Origin of the sequence: Haemophilus sp. CCUG 60358, from assembly GCF_001679485.1 — a bacterium.
Taxonomy (GTDB): domain Bacteria; phylum Pseudomonadota; class Gammaproteobacteria; order Enterobacterales; family Pasteurellaceae; genus Haemophilus_D.
Map to the genome: position 1 here is coordinate 50,210 of NZ_LZOZ01000008.1, position 16,851 is coordinate 67,060.

The 16,851-nt window shown below is 43.8% G+C and carries 13 protein-coding genes; 3 read left to right on the plus strand and 10 right to left on the minus strand.

The genetic code is table 11. The annotated features are described in order from the left end of the window. Positions 1 to 6: 6 nt before the first annotated feature. The 8 genes from cas8c to A9500_RS02855 form a co-directional block, all read right to left on the minus strand. The gene (gene cas8c / locus A9500_RS02820) at positions 7 to 1,785 is read right to left on the minus strand and encodes a type I-C CRISPR-associated protein Cas8c/Csd1 (RefSeq protein WP_065243817.1); all 1,779 of its coding nucleotides are present in this window, start codon (positions 1,783 to 1,785) and stop codon (positions 7 to 9) included. Then, complete coding sequence (gene cas5c / locus A9500_RS02825; protein ID WP_065243818.1) at positions 1,782 to 2,456, minus strand: type I-C CRISPR-associated protein Cas5c; 675 nt, start codon at positions 2,454 to 2,456, stop codon at positions 1,782 to 1,784. The genes cas8c and cas5c overlap by 4 nt, the downstream gene beginning before the upstream one ends. Before the next feature lie 146 nt (positions 2,457 to 2,602). Continuing rightward, the gene (locus A9500_RS02830) at positions 2,603 to 3,460 is read right to left on the minus strand and encodes a DUF4231 domain-containing protein (RefSeq protein WP_065243819.1); all 858 of its coding nucleotides are present in this window, start codon (positions 3,458 to 3,460) and stop codon (positions 2,603 to 2,605) included. A 9-nt stretch (positions 3,461 to 3,469) separates the two neighbouring features. Further along, positions 3,470 to 3,946, minus strand: a complete 477-nt coding sequence (locus A9500_RS02835; protein WP_065243820.1) for a TIR domain-containing protein — start codon at positions 3,944 to 3,946, stop codon at positions 3,470 to 3,472. A gap of 12 nt (positions 3,947 to 3,958) precedes the next feature. After that, positions 3,959 to 4,363 carry a TIR domain-containing protein gene (locus A9500_RS02840; protein WP_065243821.1) on the minus strand — a complete coding sequence of 135 codons (405 nt, stop codon included), beginning with the start codon at positions 4,361 to 4,363 and terminating at the stop codon, positions 3,959 to 3,961. 146 nt (positions 4,364 to 4,509) lie between these two features. Further along, the gene (locus A9500_RS02845; RefSeq protein ID WP_065243822.1) at positions 4,510 to 6,801 is read right to left on the minus strand and encodes a CRISPR-associated helicase/endonuclease Cas3; all 2,292 of its coding nucleotides are present in this window, start codon (positions 6,799 to 6,801) and stop codon (positions 4,510 to 4,512) included. Positions 6,802 to 7,099: 298 nt separating this feature from the next. Continuing rightward, positions 7,100 to 8,479, minus strand: a complete 1,380-nt coding sequence (yegQ, locus tag A9500_RS02850; RefSeq protein ID WP_049371619.1) for a tRNA 5-hydroxyuridine modification protein YegQ — start codon at positions 8,477 to 8,479, stop codon at positions 7,100 to 7,102. Positions 8,480 to 8,659: 180 nt separating this feature from the next. Further along, entirely contained in the window at positions 8,660 to 9,976 is a 1,317-nt protein-coding gene (locus tag A9500_RS02855; RefSeq protein WP_065243823.1) for an NCS2 family permease, read from the minus strand. Between the two features lie 200 nt (positions 9,977 to 10,176). Between A9500_RS02855 and A9500_RS02860 the strand changes: the two genes are divergently transcribed. After that, positions 10,177 to 10,707, plus strand: coding sequence for an inorganic diphosphatase (locus tag A9500_RS02860; RefSeq protein ID WP_005695476.1), 531 nt, complete (start codon positions 10,177 to 10,179; stop codon positions 10,705 to 10,707). A 111-nt stretch (positions 10,708 to 10,818) separates the two neighbouring features. Here A9500_RS02860 and A9500_RS02865 read toward each other — a convergent pair whose 3' ends face one another. Next, positions 10,819 to 11,226: a MerR family transcriptional regulator gene (locus A9500_RS02865; RefSeq protein ID WP_049367164.1), complete on the minus strand. Its 408-nt coding sequence runs from the start codon at positions 11,224 to 11,226 to the stop codon at positions 10,819 to 10,821. Positions 11,227 to 11,374: 148 nt separating this feature from the next. Between A9500_RS02865 and A9500_RS02870 the strand changes: the two genes are divergently transcribed. Both A9500_RS02870 and fghA read left to right on the plus strand, forming a co-directional pair. Further along, positions 11,375 to 12,484, plus strand: a complete 1,110-nt coding sequence (locus tag A9500_RS02870) for an S-(hydroxymethyl)glutathione dehydrogenase/class III alcohol dehydrogenase (protein ID WP_218836888.1) — start codon at positions 11,375 to 11,377, stop codon at positions 12,482 to 12,484. 8 nt (positions 12,485 to 12,492) lie between these two features. Next, positions 12,493 to 13,320: an S-formylglutathione hydrolase gene (gene fghA / locus A9500_RS02875; RefSeq protein WP_065243825.1), complete on the plus strand. Its 828-nt coding sequence runs from the start codon at positions 12,493 to 12,495 to the stop codon at positions 13,318 to 13,320. Positions 13,321 to 13,474: 154 nt separating this feature from the next. On the opposite strand, the gene A9500_RS02880 is transcribed toward fghA, so the two are convergent. Beyond that, the gene (locus A9500_RS02880) at positions 13,475 to 16,708 is read right to left on the minus strand and encodes a S8 family serine peptidase (RefSeq protein ID WP_065243826.1); all 3,234 of its coding nucleotides are present in this window, start codon (positions 16,706 to 16,708) and stop codon (positions 13,475 to 13,477) included. Between the last annotated feature and the right edge of the window lie 143 nt (positions 16,709 to 16,851).

Sequence of the window (16,851 nt, forward strand, 5' to 3'; positions counted from 1 at the left end):
GGCTCCTTAGTTTTCAATAGTTTCAGCGGTTTCTTTTTTAACAAAATAGCTTTGTTTTTGATGGTAATAGCCGATGGCGAATCGGCCTTGCTCGTCAATGCTCAAATGGCGCGGAAAGGTTTCGGGCAGTTTGGCAATGATTTCGCCCAAATCTTTATCCAAATTCACCGCCATACCGGCTTTGTCTTTACGCAAGCGCGATAAATGGTGTTTTGCGCCCGACAAAAGGCGCGGAAAAACCGAAAACGGCACGGCGGATGCAGAGCCGTAATAGCGGTCGGCGATGCCGGCATTTAATTCGCCCAGCGCCTGATATTGAATGCGCTCGAGCACGGCAAACAGCCGCCCTAAAAGATAGGCGCGATTCGGGCTTTCATTGTTCAAACTCATAGGAACTCCTTCTTCGATAAAACCTTTTCTAAAACGCCGCTCTAATACGGCTTTCATCATTGCCACGCGCAGGCCGTTCACGTCGCCGTCGGCGCGGATTCGGGTAATCAGTTGCGACAGCAAACTCAAGGGGTACGGCGTGCCGCAAATCACGGCGCGGGTCATTTCACCAGCCAATACAGGCGAGATATTTTCGCTTTTGCCCAATACAGCAGTTTGCAATAAGAGTCGCCAAATAGACGGCGGCGTTTTCCACGCGCAAGGCTCAAGGGCTAAATCTTGCCAATGCTGCGCCAAATTTTCCGCCAGCTGCCCAAACGTGGTGTCCAGCCAAAACCGAACAGAAATCCGCGCGGCATTGGGGGTAAGCCCTAAGATATAAAAACGGGTATTGGGAGAGAGTTCGGGCGCAATTTCTTGCAGCGGACGGCCTTTGCCCATTTGTTCCAATACATTGAAAACTTTGGCGCTTTCTTGTTCATCATCCGGCGGCGTGAACACTTGCGCGAAGAAGCCTTCGGCAGCCTGCGCTGTGGCGTTATCATCCGCTTCCGCCCAAAAGACCGTGCTAGCATCGCCAATGGTCAAGCAGTGATTGTTTTCGCGGCGCAACAGATAGTTCAGCGCAGTGGTGTAGGCAAACGCAGATTGTTCGGAAACGGGTGCATTTGCGCCTTGCTCCTTGCCGAACGAAGCAAAGGCTTCTTTGTTGAACGAAATAATCGAACCGCCGGAGCTTTGTCCGCCAAATACGCCTTTAATCGCCGGATGCAGCCGTGCAATCGGGGCAGTGTCGCCACTAATCAGGCACAAGCCTTCGAGTGCTTCGTCGCTTTTCAGGCAACCTGCCCACAAGCTTTGCGCGGCTTCGCGTTTGTGGATAAGTGCGGTCGGTTTTTCAAGAGAAAATGCAATGTTGGCATCCAGCATTTCGGCAGGTAGATTTTCGGTAGCAAAATTTTCAGGCTGCCAGTTTTGCAGAAAACGGCACAAGGCTTGCAAGCCTTCATCTTCGCTGTTTTGCAGTAAATCGAGGTGGTATTGCTTGAAGGCTTCAAAAGTTTTTTCAGACGGAGTAAACGGTTTTTCTTTTGCTTCGGCTTTGTTTTTATTGGCTTCCACGCCAAGCGCGTAGGCGGTTTTGTCCCACAAAAAATTCGGTTTGATACCCGACGTGCGTTTTTCAGGGCGCGGCACGCTCATCAGCTTCGGTTGCGGCTTTTTATCGGCTGTCAGATTCGGCACAACGGTTTTCAGACGGCCTTCTTTATCCAATACCAAAATCCAGCCGATTTTCTCCTCGCTAAAGCCATAAGGCGGCACTTTCGGGTTGCCCATTTCATCGGTTTCCGCTGCCAAACGGCGGTAATAGCGGGCAAGGGACGCAAGAATCATGCTTTCACCTCCTCGGCGTAAAACGGCGGCACATCAATCACACCGTCTTTCATTTGTGCACGGAAAAAATGCGGCGTGTTGCCGTGGTCAAAATCAATGTCGTGCAGCATCCAGCCCAAATCACGGTTTGCCTCGCTTTCCGATAAATCGGACGGCGGCAGCGGTTCGCCCTCGTCAATCAAGGCAAAATCGGCAGGAAACTCACGCACGCCCAAACAAGGCTGCTGAAAGCATTGCCCTTTTTTCGCACGGCGTTTGAACATTTCAATATGCTTGGTAACGGTCTCATCCGCCCCCGCTTTTGCTGTCAGCACCGCATGGGCTTCAATCACATACGCCACGTCTTTAAGCACCGTCGCTGCGCGCTGCTGGCGATCGTCTTCAATCAGCGTATATAAATCGGCAACGCTCTTGCGCTTCATCGCGCCGCTGACCTTACCCGCCGAAATCTTGCCACCCAACTCATTGCGCCGCACCGACTCAAACCGAATCGGCTTCAACACATAAATCCGGTCAATCACCCACCGAATCGCCGGCTTCCAATGCACCGCCGCCAAAATCCCGCGCGCCGCCGACGGCGTGATGACATCATAAGACACCCGCTCCACCTTCATCTCCGGACGGGTAAAACAGGCATAATCGCCCCAAATGTGTAGGCGGATTTGGTTCATTTGGTTCTCCTTTTTGTACACACGCCCCTTCATAAAGAAGGGGCGGATTAGCTGACTAATCTAACTACTTTAGTTTCAATCCACGCACGGTTAAGTGCGAAAAGTTTTCAGATGACACTGATTAATACAATTAACAACTAAGAATCCTAAACATCTCTTCTTGCAGCCCATTGTGTATGCTCACGGCTAAAAGCATTTTCTGCATCGCCTACAAATTCGGAAAATCTATTTTCCTTGTCTATTGTTGCTAATTGTTCATTAATAAATACTATTTCATGAGCAGTAAGGGCATATGATGCAGATAGCTCAGTAAATCTTTTTGCCTGTATCCAACTTAACAAGCCACCTGCAATAGCAATCATTACATCAATAGGTAAAACTAAATCACCATACTTTATCTTGAATATAGATAAAATAAGAGCAATAGAATTTGCTGCAATTAATAACCAAAAAAATAAACTGGCTTTTTCTGTGTTCAATTTAGATTTTTTTTGATACCACAATAATTGCTCTTGAATTCTGTATTGCTTATAAAAATCTATCCTTTCTTGCAATGGAAGCTCTCTTATTTCATTCATTTTATCTGTAGTTTGACTTTCACCAAGATGCTCTATAAATTTTTGACAAATAGATTTATTTTGTTCATAGATTTGCTTTAGTTTATTTCTAAATTCAGCTTGCGCCATTTCATTATCCTGAAAAGGCTCTGCTCTACAGATGTATCTCCAAGTTAACGTTTTTATTGATTCGGCTAAAGCACGTCCAGCATACCAATCGCGATCTGGTCTTTCTTTAAATAGATAAATAGAACAACTTAAAGTGAATAAAAAAGCAATGCATTGAGCTATAGCCAGCCACCAGTAGTTTGAATTGAATATAGATAAAATTGCGCTAACCACTAAAGCACATATATGAATTTTTAAAAACTTAAAGAAATGTTTTTGTGATTTTAAAGAAAGTGAATCAGCATCACGATACAATGCAGGAAAATCTTGTTTTTCCATTTATACCTCCTAAATTTTATAGCCTAGATTTTTATATACAAAATCCTTATAGATCCAATTTCCACTATCCTTCATTTGATAATTCTCCAAAGCATAAGCAATAATTTGAGGAGAAAATGGTACAAAGATAGCACCAACACCCTGAATGATTTTAGGACAAGTATTTGGATTCATATAACGAGATCTATCAAGATTTACCCCAATAATCCGGCAGCCTTTTTCCAAGGCAACTTCTAATTCCCAACATACATACTTATGTTTAGATCTTGTGTCTTGGCCAATTAAAGAAATAAAAGTTCCAGCCATATTAATGCGTTCTCTACATTTCTTTTTAATATACGCTTCATTTTCAGAATTAATTTCTTGAGCTAACTGACAATCAACAAAATTGAAATCAATTTTTGAATTATTTTTCCAGGCACACATAAGCCGATAATAATGAATATCTGTGCTACTGAAACCAACAAATGTTCTAGGTAAACCCATTTTTAACTCCTATCATTTGGCGTAACTGCGAATAGCTTGAACAATTGATTCAGTATTCCAACGAATATCTATAATCGAATTATCAAAAACAACTTTAGAAATTCGTTCTTGTCCACGAGGAATAATGCCTACAATAGGGATGCCTAACGCTCTTGCCGTTTCTATTTCCCACTTCATCCAATCACTATGGCTTGCATAGATTCCAGCAAGAGCAAGAAGAATATCTGAATTTTTTATTCTCTCTTTCAATTGCTGCTTAATATAAATTGCATTTACGGAATTTATAGGGTTATTTTTAGTAACCTCTTGTGGATCATAGTAAAAATATCCTCGGCTACTTAATAAGTTATGAAGACTAACAAGATCATTTGAATGATCCCAAGAATGACTAACAAAAATACTATATGTTTTAACCATAATTAGTTTCTTTTATTAATTATCTAAACGTTATTTAGCCACTATGTATTCTCAAACAGCTCTAATGACTTTATGGATATATTACTCTTGCATTTCTCAAAAATCAACTTCTAAAGAAGTTAAATTATTTTCCTTATAAACCAAACTTAAAACACCAAACTCTCCCCCTTCAAAAACTCCGTATCCTCCCAACTCAAACCCGCCACATCATCATACAAATCCAATCCAATCAGCGTATAAAACTGTTTGCCGAAGTTTTTCTCGTTAATCGGTTCGATACGCCCTGCTTTATACAAGGCGGCGAAGGCTTTTTCGGGGATTTGGACGGTGTAGGGTTGCAGTTTGCGTAAGAGTCCGCCGATGTGGTCGGCGTGGTGCAGGCTGCTGATGAGGTTTTCGGCCTCTTTGTCGAACGGAATAATCAGCGGCTGCATGTGGCTTTCGATCATGCGGAATTTGTCGGCGATGGTTTGAAATGGGAAATCGAGGCTTTGCCCTGTATCGTTGTGCATTTTCAGAATTTTTTTATTGTCCAGTTCGCCGCCTTTTAATTGATAAAGTTCGGCGAAATAGGCGGCGACGGCTTGGGTGGATAAGAGGTCGTCTGAAAACTCATCGGCAATCAAGCGTATAACAGCGGCTTGGGCGGCAAGTTCAGGCGGAGCTTTCCATTGTTCTTCTGGCGTAAATATCCAGACAAAACTGTTTTCAGACGGCCTTTTGCCTTCGCGGTTGCAACGTCCTGCAGCTTGGGCAACGCTATCTAAACCTGCTTCGGCGCGCATCACCAGCGGAAAATCTACATCCACACCTGCTTCAATTAAGGAGGTGGCGATAACGCGGCAGGGTTCGTCGTTTTTCAGACGGCCTAGGATTTCATCGAGCTTTTGGCTACGGTGTTTGGCACACATTAAGGTGGTCAGATGGAATGTGCCGTCAAGGTGTTTGGCTTGGTCGTACAGGCTGCGGGCGTGGCGGCGGTTATTGACGATAACGAGCATTTGCGGGTGTTCGGCAAGTTTGGCGAGCAGGTCGGCGTCGGTTTGTGTGCCGATGTGTTGCACGGTGGTGCGGCGCAGTTTGTCGAAAAGTGCGGTCGGTTTTGGGGCTATTTCGCGCACGTTTTCAAAGCCGCGATAGAAGCCGTTTTCGGCTTGCACGGCTGGCTGGGTGGCGGTGCACATGACGACAGAGCAATGGTAGTTTTGCGCCAATTCTTTGATGGCTTGCATGATGGGTAGCAAAAGATTGAGCGGCAGCATTTGCGCTTCGTCGAGAATGATGACGGAGCCTGCGATGTTGTGCAGTTTGCGGCAGCGCGAGGAGCGGTCGGCAAAGAGGGATTCGAAGAATTGCACGGCGGTGGTCACGACAATCGGCGCGTCCCAGTTTTCCGAGGCAAGGCGCAATTTGTCTTTGGTGGCCTCATTTTGCAGTTTGCCGTCGTCAAAAGTGCTGTGGTGCTCCAACACGGCTTGTTCGCCTAATTCGCCAAAGGCTTTGCGAAACTCAGCGGCGTTTTGCTCGATGATGCTGGTGAATGGGATGACGTAAATGACGCGCCGCATTCCGTGATGTTTGGCATGTTCCAGCGCAAATGCCATGGAAGTGAAGGTTTTACCACCGCCGGTCGGCACGGTGAGCGAGAACAGCCCTTGCGGCTGTGCCGCTTGTTCTACGGCATGATCGAGAATTTCGCTGCGCAGGCGGTTTAAGGCAGAGTTGCGTTTTTCGGCTTCGGTTTGCTCTGGAGCTTGGGCGATACGTCGTCTGAAATCGTTGATAAATTGATTGAAATTGTGTTGTAAGGCGTTTAAATCGGGATAACCCCCGCGCTCGACGGCTTTGTTTTCTAGGTTTGAATAAAAGGCTTCTGTGTCGAGGTAATCAGCATCCACCAAGCAGGAATAGAGCATTCGAGTGAAGAAGGCGTAGGAGAAAAAAGGATGATGCGCATCGGCTTTGAGTGGTGGGGCGGATAGGTTTTGAGGGAGCTTGATTTCTTGTTGCCACAGATTATCGAGAGTGGGAATATCTGCACCAAATTGCAATGCCAAACGCTGTTTCAAAGTACTGCGGTTATCGCCTTCACCGTTTCCATTTGCCAATCCCGCATGATGCCCCGCAATGCAAAACGCCATCAGCTTACCAATAACTTTTCCCCAACGCTCGATAGCAATTTTGGCTCCTGCGGTAGCATGATCGACTGATGGGCCACCATGTAATCGGTGATTAAAGGGTTCCGAATATTTCCCTAAGTCATGAAGCTGCCCCGTCTGACAGGCAATTTCCTGCGCACCAAATACCTGAGCAAACTCCGCCGCCATTTCACCAACATTGACCGAATGGCTTTGCAAGGTTTGCCAATGTTCGTAAGGCAAGAGATTTCCGAGTTCGTCTTGGGCGGAATGGGCGTAGTAGGAGAGTTTCGCAAACATAAAATAATCCCTTATATTTATGATTACTTTAATTACTTTGCTTAATTTACTCCTAATCTCATTTTAATGTCAAGAATCATTTTTTATATATTTATTATAAATAATATGAAGTTAATTGATTTTAAAATGGAGTGATTTATATGATTTTGGAGTGCCTTTTTAGGGCATAAAAAAAGCCCTTTCAAAAAGGTGAAAGGGCAAAATATTTGGAGTCATACTATGAGTTGTTGAATTAACAAATCAGGTATGGGATGTATTATAGTGCATTCATTAACAAATGCAACATTTTTTTAACAAATTAATTGTGTGGATTGCGTGTGTTGGTGTTGACCAAGTTACGCATCAACAATGCATAATCAAGTTGGACGTCTTGTGGCACATCTAAAAAAACAAAGTGTCCATCGCCGAGTGCAGCTTCCACATTTTCGTTTTTGCGATTGAGCATTTTTTCAATTTTAAAGACGATGTTGCCTTGTGGAGTCATCATTTCTACTTCATCACCAAGCAAGAATTTGTTTTTCACTGCGACTTCGGCCATACCTTGTTCATTACGTTTACCGGTAAATTCACCGACAAATTGTTGGCGTTCAGAGATAGAGTAGCCATATTCGTAATTTTGGTATTCATCGTGCGTATGACGACGTAAGAAACCTTCGGTATAACCACGATGCGCAAGGGATTCCAAGGTATCCATTAAGCTTTCATCAAATGGTTTGCCCGCAGCTGCGTCATCAATGGCTTTGCGATAAACTTGTGCGGTTCTTGCGCAGTAATAGAATGATTTAGTACGGCCTTCGATTTTTAGAGAATGCACACCAAGTGCGGTCAATTTTTCCACGTGTTGTACTGCACGCAGATCCTTTGAGTTCATAAAGTAGGTGCCATGCTCATCTTCAAACGCTGTCATTTGCTCATCTGGCTTTTGTGATTCGGTATAAAGGAAGACTTTATCTGTTACCGCACCTTCGCCCAAGGTTGGCGCCACATTTTTCACTTCAATTTGTTGAGCGGGATCGATTTTAGGCACAATGTTGCCTACTTCATCCGTAGTGCCTTCTTCCATTTTGTATTCCCAACGGCAAGCATTGGTACAGGTACCTTGGTTTGGGTCGCGTTTGTTGATATAGCCAGAAAGCAAGCAACGGCCAGAATACGCCATGCACAACGCACCGTGTACGAAAATTTCGAGTTCGATATCTGGCACATGTTGGCGAATTTCAGCGATCTCTTCAATGGATAATTCGCGTGACAAAATCACACGGGTTAACCCCATTTGTTTCCAGAATTTCACCGTTGCCCAGTTTACCGCATTCGCTTGTACTGAAAGGTGAATATCAATATCCGGGAAGTTTTCACGCACCAACATGATTAAGCCTGGGTCAGACATAATTAAGGCATCAGGGCCCATGTCGATGACAGGTTGTAAATCTTTAATAAAGGTTTTGAGTTTGGAGTTATGCGGCGCAATGTTCACTACTACATAGAATTTTTTGCCAAGCGCATGGGCTTCATCGATCCCGATTTTTAAATTGGCGTGATTAAATTCATTATTGCGTACACGTAAGCTATAACGTGGTTGGCCTGCATAAACTGCATCCGCGCCATACGCGAAGGCGTAGCGCATATTTTTAAGGGAGCCCGCAGGGGAGAGTAATTCAGGTTTAAATGGGGTTGTCATAATGTTCTCTTGTCTGATTTCAGGTCAGTAGCTTGCTTTTGGCAAGCCGTAGTAAAGGCCTGTATTTTAGGCGGATTTAGGGATTTGTAAAGTAAAAGTGCGGTTGGTTTTTCGATTGTTTTTTTAGGCTAGAAATAAAAAAGGCGAACTATTCGTTCGCCTTATCATGATGATATTTAATTAAATCGCCCAGCCGCCAGCATAGAATGCGACAAGTACAATGGCGATGATAATTGTACCGATGTTGAGTTTTTTCACATCGCCACTCACGATACGACCAATCACTAACGCTGCAAAGCCAAGCATGATACCCGTTACGATGTTTGCCGTTAATACGATGAATACTGCACAAACTAAGCCGCTCATTGCGCCCACGAAATCATCGAAGTCTAATTTGCTCACATTGCTTAGCATTAATAAGCCCACATACATTAACGCCGGTGCAGTTGCGTAACCTGGCACTAAGAATGCAAGTGGTTGGAAGAATAACATTAATAAGAATAATACGCCGACCACGATAGCGGTGATACCCGTTTTACCGCCTGCGGCTGTCCCTGCTGCTGATTCGATATAAACAGCGGCTGGCGCAGTACCAAATAAACCTGAGAATAAGCTACTTACAGAGTCAGAGGTTAAGGCTTTGCCACCGTTGATGATTTGTCCGTCTTTGTCTAATAAGTCCGCTTGTCCTGCAACGGCACGAATCGTACCTGTTGCATCAAATACGGCAGTCATCACTAAAGCAAAGACAATGGGTAAAATGGCAGGTTGTAATGCACCTTGTAAATCTAATTGTAAGAAAAGTGAGTTTTCACCAAAGGTTGGCATTTTGAAGATTTGGCCATTGAATGTGACGTTTGGATCGAAGATTAAACCGACGATAGTAATCGCGATGATGACCCATAAAATTCCGCCTTTCACTTTCATTTTTTCTAAACCGATAATGAATGCAAGACCGATTAAGGACATCATTACTGGGAACGAGGTGAAATCACCTAATTTAACTGGTAAACCCGCTTGGTTGCCGACCACTAAGCCTACGCCGTTTGCGGCGATTAAAAGTAAGAATAAGCCGATCCCGATCCCTGCACCATGCGCGATACTTGATGGCAGGTTACGTAAGATCCATGAACGAATACCTGTTGCCGAAATTAAGGTGAACACCAAACCCATAAGGAATACAGCACCTAATGCCACAGGAATAGAAACACCTTGCCCAATGACTAAGCTAAATGCGGTGAAAGCGGTTAATGAAATGGCACATCCGATCGCCATTGGCGCATTTGCCCAAAAGCCGATTAAAATCGAACCAAGCCCCGCCACTAAACAGGTTGCGATAAACACTGATTCAGCCGGAAAGCCTGCATCACCAAGCATTTTAGGCACAACAATCACGGAATACACCATGGCTAAGAAGGTGGTTAAACCCGCAATGATTTCTTGACGAACCGTTGAACCGCGTTTGCTGAGTTCAAAGGTTTTTTCTAAACTTGACATAAAGTCCCCTAGGTTAATAATCAAAAAAAAGACGTGCTATTTTATAGCAAATTATTTAAAAGTAAACGTTTGCGCAATCGTTTTTTGTCAGTCTGGCGGGAAAGTGCAGTTGGTTTTGAGGATGTTTTTCGCATATTTTTTTATCGACTAAAAACTGCTATACTCTGAACGTTTTTAACGTAATCAAAAAAGGAAAAACAATGGCTGATTTTAATCAAATTTTAACGCCGGGCGATGTCGATGCCGGCATTATCAATGTGGTAAATGAAATTCCAGAAGGTAGCTGCCACAAAATCGAATGGAACCGTAAAGTTGCAGCGTTCCAATTAGACCGTGTTGAGCCAGCGATCTTCGCAAAACCAACTAACTATGGTTTCATTCCACAAACTTTAGACGAAGATGGCGATGAGTTAGATGTTTTATTATTAACTCGCCAACCACTTGCAACAGGTGTATTCCTTGAGGCAAAAGTAATCGGTGTGATGAAATTCGTTGATGATGGCGAAGTGGACGATAAAATCGTTTGTGTGCCAGCAGATGATCGCGATACCGGCAATGCATACAACAGCCTTGCAGATGTGCCTGCGCAATTAATCAAACAAATTGAATTCCACTTCAACAACTACAAAGCATTGAAAAAACCAGGTTCAACGAAAGTGACTCACTGGGGCGATGTAGAAGAAGCAAAAGAAGTGATTCGTGAATCAATCAAACGTTGGAACGAACGTTAGTTTTTCATGTTAATGAATTTAAAAGGCATCAGGTTGATGCCTTTTTATTTATCTATGAGCAAAAGTGCGGTCAATTTTGACCAACCCAAAAAGTTGGACCCAACGTCTAACTTAGGTCGTTTCAGGAATTTGTGGTAAATTCACGGCTTCCACCGAGCCTAATGCTTTGGCTTTTTGATAAAATGCTAACTTGTATTCCAGCAAGTTTAGATAGCGTTTTAATTCGGCAATTTGGCGCTTCACATTTTCTGTTTGGCTTTCAAATAATGCAAGGCGTTCGTCAATGGTATCGTCGCCAATAGTGGTGCATTCAGCGAAGCGTTTGATGTCTTTTAAGCTCATTCCTGTATTTTTCAAGCATTGTAATAAACTCAACCATTGCAAGTCGTTATCTGTAAAACGGCGATTACCGTGTTCATCGCGTCCAACGTTAGGCAATAAGCCCTCTTTGTCGTAAAAGCGTAAAGTGTGGGCAGAAATACCGATTTTTTCGGCAGCTTTAGCTGTGGTGTAAGTCATTTCCCTTCCTTCCAAATAAAAAGTTGCAAAAAACGCTTGCCTTAGAGTGAGCTCTAAAGTATAAACTATTACTATCTTGCTTAGGCAAGGCAACTTTGTCAATGAATTAAGAGGAAAAACAATGGAAATTAAACAAATCAATTCAACGATCAAATCTCGAGCAGCGGTGGCATTCGCCCCAAATCAACCTTTACAAATTGTAGAAATCGACGTAGAAATGCCACGCAAAGGCGAAGTGTTAATCCGCAACACTCACACGGGCGTGTGCCATACTGATGCATTTACATTATCAGGAAGTGATCCTGAAGGCGTATTCCCAGTAGTGCTTGGGCACGAAGGTGCGGGTGTGGTTGTTGCTGTGGGCGAAGGCGTGTTAAGCGTAAAACCAGGTGATCACGTTATTCCTCTTTATACCGCTGAATGTGGCGAATGTGAGTTTTGTCGTTCAGGTAAAACCAACTTATGCGTCTCAGTGCGTGATACGCAAGGTAAAGGTTTAATGCCGGACGGCACGACGCGTTTTTCTTATCAAGGCCAGCCGATCTATCACTATATGGGCTGTTCGACTTTCAGTGAATACTCTGTTGTTGCAGAAGTTTCACTGGCAAAAATTAATCCAGAAGCCAACCATGAACAAGTATGTTTACTCGGCTGCGGCGTTACCACAGGTATTGGTGCGGTACATAACACAGCAAAAGTGCAAGAGGGCGACTCTGTTGCTGTGTTTGGCTTGGGGGCGATTGGTTTGGCGGTGGTGCAAGGTGCGCGTCAAGCCAAAGCCGGCCGCATTATTGCTATTGATACCAATCCCTCAAAATTCGAGTTGGCAAAACAGTTTGGTGTAACTGATTGTTTGAACCCGAACGATTACGATAAACCGATTAAAGATGTGTTGTTAGACATCAATAAATGGGGCATTGACCATACCTTTGAATGTATCGGCAACGTAAACGTAATGCGTCAGGCCTTAGAAAGTGCACACCGTGGCTGGGGACAATCCATTATCATCGGCGTAGCGGGTGCAGGCCAAGAAATTTCAACTCGTCCGTTCCAGTTGGTAACAGGTCGTGTTTGGAAAGGCTCGGCGTTTGGTGGTGTGAAAGGTCGCTCTGAACTGCCGAAAATGGTGGAAGATTCAATGAAAGGCAACATCGAGTTAGAACCATTTGTGACCCACACAATGACACTTGATCAAATCAATGAAGCCTTTGATTTAATGCATGAAGGTAAATCGATCCGTGCTGTTATTCATTACTAAGGTACGCGATGAAACTGATTGAACAACATCAAATTTTTGGTGGTTCGCAACAAGTTTGGGCTCACCATGCCCAAACGCTGCAATGCGAAATGAAATTTGCCGTCTATTTGCCGGATAATCAGGAGAATCGACCGCTTGGTGTGATTTATTGGCTTTCCGGCTTAACGTGTACGGAACAAAATTTCATTACCAAATCAGGTTTTCAGCGTTATGCGGCAGAACATCAAGTGATTGTGGTTGCGCCTGATACCAGCCCTCGCGGAGAGCAAGTGCCGAACGATGCTGCTTACGATTTAGGGCAGGGTGCGGGCTTTTATCTGAATGCGACCGAGCAACCTTGGGCGACGAATTATCAAATGTATGATTATATTTTGAATGAATTGCCTGATCTGATTGAAGCAAATTTCCCTACCAACGGCAAACGTTCCATTATGGGACATTCAATGGGCGGACACGGCGCATTGGTATTGGCACTGCGAAACCGAGAACGTTATCAAAGTGTTTCTGCCTTTTCGCCCATTTTGTCGCCAAGCCTTGTGCCTTGGGGAGAAAAAGCCTTTTCTGCCTATTTAGGAAAAGATCGCGAAAAATGGCAGCAATATGATGCCAACTCGCTCATCCAACAAGGCTATAAAGTGCAAGGTATGCGCATTGATCAGGGCTTGGAAGATGAGTTTTTACCAACACAATTGCGTACCGAAGATTTTATTGAAACCTGTCGTGCGGCAAATCAACCGGCCGATGTGCGCTTCCACAAAGGCTACGATCATAGCTATTACTTCATCGCCAGTTTTATTGGTGAGCATATTGCCTATCATGCGGCATTTTTGAAGTAAGTCGAAGAAGTGATTCGTGAATCGACCCAATATTGGTATAAACGTTAATTTTTCATTTTAATGAATTGAAAAGGCATCAGATTGATGCCTTTTTATTTATCTATGGGCAAAAGTGCGGTCAATTTTGACCGCACTTTTGTCTTATTGAATATCGTTAAAACGATAAACGTAATTCTGCATTCACATTATTTGCTTTGGTGTCATGGTTGTAAGCACCTTGATAGCCGACTTTTATGCTAAATGCTGGTGTGAATTGCGCTTGTAATGCCACACCTGTCGTGACAATATTTTTCAATTCTTTACCATAAAGATTTGCTACACTTTGGTTATTGAGCACCAAGCTGCCTTCAGCGGCTTTATCTTTATGGAAACGATGATACGCCACATCACCTAATAGATTTAATTGAACGCCACCAATTGCAAATGGAATGGATGGACGTAAACCTACAGAGGTGACGATTAAATCACGATTGTTGTCTTTTAACTGCACTTCGTCTTTTGTCACACCTTTGTTTTTGATGTGCATATAGCTTAAGCCAGCATAAGGTTCAATCGCAAAATGTTCGCTTTTTAAGCCTGTGTAGGCAAGTTCAGCAAAGACATTTTGTGTTTGGCTATGGCTTTTCACGCCTTGTGCAAATTCAGCACGTTGTTCATGTTTCCCCCAGCTTTGAATAAAGCCAATTTTCGGTGTTAACACGTTGAAACGATGTTCAGCTGTTAAGCCTAAATGTACGGCACGATCTTTCGAAGTGCGGTCAATTTTGTGGCTGTTTTGTGTTGAGCCGACAAATACACCTAAATGTTTGTTTGTATCAATGGTCGCATCAATACCCACAAGTTGATTGTACGCATGGCTGCTTAAGCTATCTGTGCTGAAGTGGGTGAAGGTGCCACTTGTCCAAATTTGTGTACCTGCATTAAGTTGCGCTCTTACTGCGCCTGGTTGAGCAAGTTGCTGACGAAGCAATAAGCCATTTAACACGTTGTGTTGTTGAGCTGCGAGATCTTCATCATAGCTTAAACGAGCAAAAGCTTGGCGAGCATTCTCTTTTGTTCCCCAAATGAGACTTTGATACGCTGCACTGTTTGTTGCTGCATCTAAGGCATTGGCGATAGCTACCTCATTTTCAGTGGTTGCTGCAGATGAAAGGGCTTTTTTCTGAACGGTTACTTTCAGCACATTTGCATTACTTTCATTTTTAACGGCAAAGAAATCATAAGTGCGAGGTGTTTCAACTACTGCATTTTCAGCTCCTACAAATGAGCCAGTACCTTGTACTGAAACCACTTTTTGTGGATCTTGTTGTAATTGAGGCAGAATTTCTTCGTCAAATTTATTTGGCACTAAAATAGAGCCGTCAGCAAAGGTTGCATTGACGTTAACAATACCATTATTCAGTAAGAAACGACCACCTTTTTCCACTGTTGCAGTGACCGTTTTCGCGGTGCTGGTTAAGGTTTCGGTGACAAATCCATTCTCACTTGGTTTAGTGACTTCCGCTTTCGGTAATACTTCCAATGTTGCACCTTGTTTTACGATGACTTGTTGTGCCGAACCAAGGGATTGATTTAACCCTGAAAGTTGACCTTCATTCACGGTAATTGCGCCAGTGAAACTGTTATCGCCTGTGAGTGTTAAGGTACCAGAACCATTTTTAGTTAAGGCACCAACATAACCTTGTGCGGCACGTTCATTACGAGCCACTTCACGCGCTAAACCTACTTGATATTCTGCTTTTTCTTCTGCTGTTGCGCCCGCACGATTTTGCATTAACGCTTGTAATTCTGCTTTGCGAGTTGTCCAAGTTGCGGCTTCAGCTTGATCTTCAACTTGACGTGCTTTGATGGCTTTATCGCTAATGTCATTTGACCAAACATCATTTTGATTGAGGTTGATTTTCATGTTTCCTAAGAATTGACCTGGGCCAAACATGGCTTTACCAAGATCTAAAATCCCCCAACCCCAAACGTTACTCGGTACACCTTGTTCAGTTTCCCAACGTTCTAACGGTTTACCTTCAAGCCCTTTACGAAGTGTGGTTTGTCTCGCAGTAGTGAGCATAACATCGCGCGCTTGATCGGTTGTCATATATGGATAGCGAGAAAAGATGACACCTAATGCACCACTTACGTGTGGGGCAGCCATTGAAGTACCACCAGCTGATTTGTAAATAGGGTCACCATAAGTATTGTTGTCTTGTAATTGAATGTAGGCGGAATAGATGTTGGCAGATGGCGCAGCAATCGTCCACCATTTTGAATGGCCGGCTAGGTTAAATTCTTGAATATCTGCGCCTGCTTTTTCATCACTCACATCGTCATTTGAATCATTAGGATAGCCTTCACCACCGACTTGCCCAGTGACGTTTACCCAGTATTTTTCTGCATCAGGTCTGAAATAAGGCAACATCGCACGCGTAAAGGACTCAGCCATCATACTGCGGTTACCCGCTGTAAAAACTTGAATCACTTGTTTATTTTTTGCCACTTCATAAGCCGCATCAACAAAGTTTTTCTCACCACTCGTGACAAATTGATAATAAGCTTTTTCAGCCTCGCCTAAGTTACTTAAATAAATATGTGCCGCAGGACTAGATATTGGCTCAGGTGCTTTTGGTACATCATAATATTGCACGCCATATTCAGGCACATCACGCCAATCATATTTAGGTTTGTAGCCTTGTGCGCCAGCAAAGGATGAATTAACACGACGGTTTGACCCCCAACTGTTATTAATCACTTTGGCGCCGGCATCTGCTAGGGCAGAGTAGCCTTGTAAGAAGAAACCATAGTCTTGATTTGGACCATAGGTCATGTTGTCGTTACCACCGGTATTGGCAGAATAGAGGTTAGCGCCGAAAGCCACACCGTGCATTTCATTGCCGTCACGGCTTGCCGCCATTGTCCCGCCAACGTGCGTACCGTGCGCATCATTGGTATATTTATGCCATGCACCGTCAATATTGAAGGCTTTACCTTTAGTGAAGATGCCATTATCTGTTTTATCAAAATTGCGTTTGCCGTTTTTTACGGGTTCATTTTTATTAATTGGACCATTTCCTACCGATGAATCGGGATAACGCATCCCGTCTTTACTATAAGTCCCTTCCGTTTTTACAACGTGGATTCGACCATCTTGAAATTCAGGGTGGTTTAATAGCACACCTGAATCCATCACGCCGATTTTAACGCCTGAACCATTAAAGCCAAGAGCATAAGCCGTGGAGGCATTCATTGAGGTCAAGCCCCAGTCTTTGAGGTATTCGGCACTTTCCCAGCTTTTGGTATTACCGGCTTGGCCTTGTTCAGAATAAGCGGCTGCATTGGCGGCATACCAACCAACAAGTAGTGCGAGTGCGGTTTTTTGAAGTGTTTGAGGTTTCATGTTGTCTTCCTTTATCTTTTCGATTTTCGCAGGCTATTATTCGCTTCATCGAGAGGGGCTTCAATGACCCAAATCAAATTCCTATAGAAAAATGTTTATTCTGTGACAACGATCACACCAAAGTGCGGTCAAAAAAGGGGATA

What these genes read in the sequence shown, in the direction of transcription:
- cas8c (WP_065243817.1), bottom strand. Translation starts at nt 1,785, where the DNA reads ATGATTCTTGCGTCCCTTGCCCGCTATTACCGCCGTTTGGCAGCGGAA.
- cas5c (WP_065243818.1), bottom strand. Translation starts at nt 2,456, where the DNA reads ATGAACCAAATCCGCCTACACATTTGGGGCGATTATGCCTGTTTTACC.
- A9500_RS02830 (WP_065243819.1), bottom strand. Translation starts at nt 3,460, where the DNA reads ATGGAAAAACAAGATTTTCCTGCATTGTATCGTGATGCTGATTCACTT.
- A9500_RS02835 (WP_065243820.1), bottom strand. Translation starts at nt 3,946, where the DNA reads ATGGGTTTACCTAGAACATTTGTTGGTTTCAGTAGCACAGATATTCAT.
- A9500_RS02840 (WP_065243821.1), bottom strand. Translation starts at nt 4,363, where the DNA reads ATGGTTAAAACATATAGTATTTTTGTTAGTCATTCTTGGGATCATTCA.
- A9500_RS02845 (WP_065243822.1), bottom strand. Translation starts at nt 6,801, where the DNA reads ATGTTTGCGAAACTCTCCTACTACGCCCATTCCGCCCAAGACGAACTC.
- yegQ (WP_049371619.1), bottom strand. Translation starts at nt 8,479, where the DNA reads ATGACAACCCCATTTAAACCTGAATTACTCTCCCCTGCGGGCTCCCTT.
- A9500_RS02855 (WP_065243823.1), bottom strand. Translation starts at nt 9,976, where the DNA reads ATGTCAAGTTTAGAAAAAACCTTTGAACTCAGCAAACGCGGTTCAACG.
- A9500_RS02860 (WP_005695476.1), top strand. Translation starts at nt 10,177, where the DNA reads ATGGCTGATTTTAATCAAATTTTAACGCCGGGCGATGTCGATGCCGGC.
- A9500_RS02865 (WP_049367164.1), bottom strand. Translation starts at nt 11,226, where the DNA reads ATGACTTACACCACAGCTAAAGCTGCCGAAAAAATCGGTATTTCTGCC.
- fghA (WP_065243825.1), top strand. Translation starts at nt 12,493, where the DNA reads ATGAAACTGATTGAACAACATCAAATTTTTGGTGGTTCGCAACAAGTT.
- A9500_RS02880 (WP_065243826.1), bottom strand. Translation starts at nt 16,708, where the DNA reads ATGAAACCTCAAACACTTCAAAAAACCGCACTCGCACTACTTGTTGGT.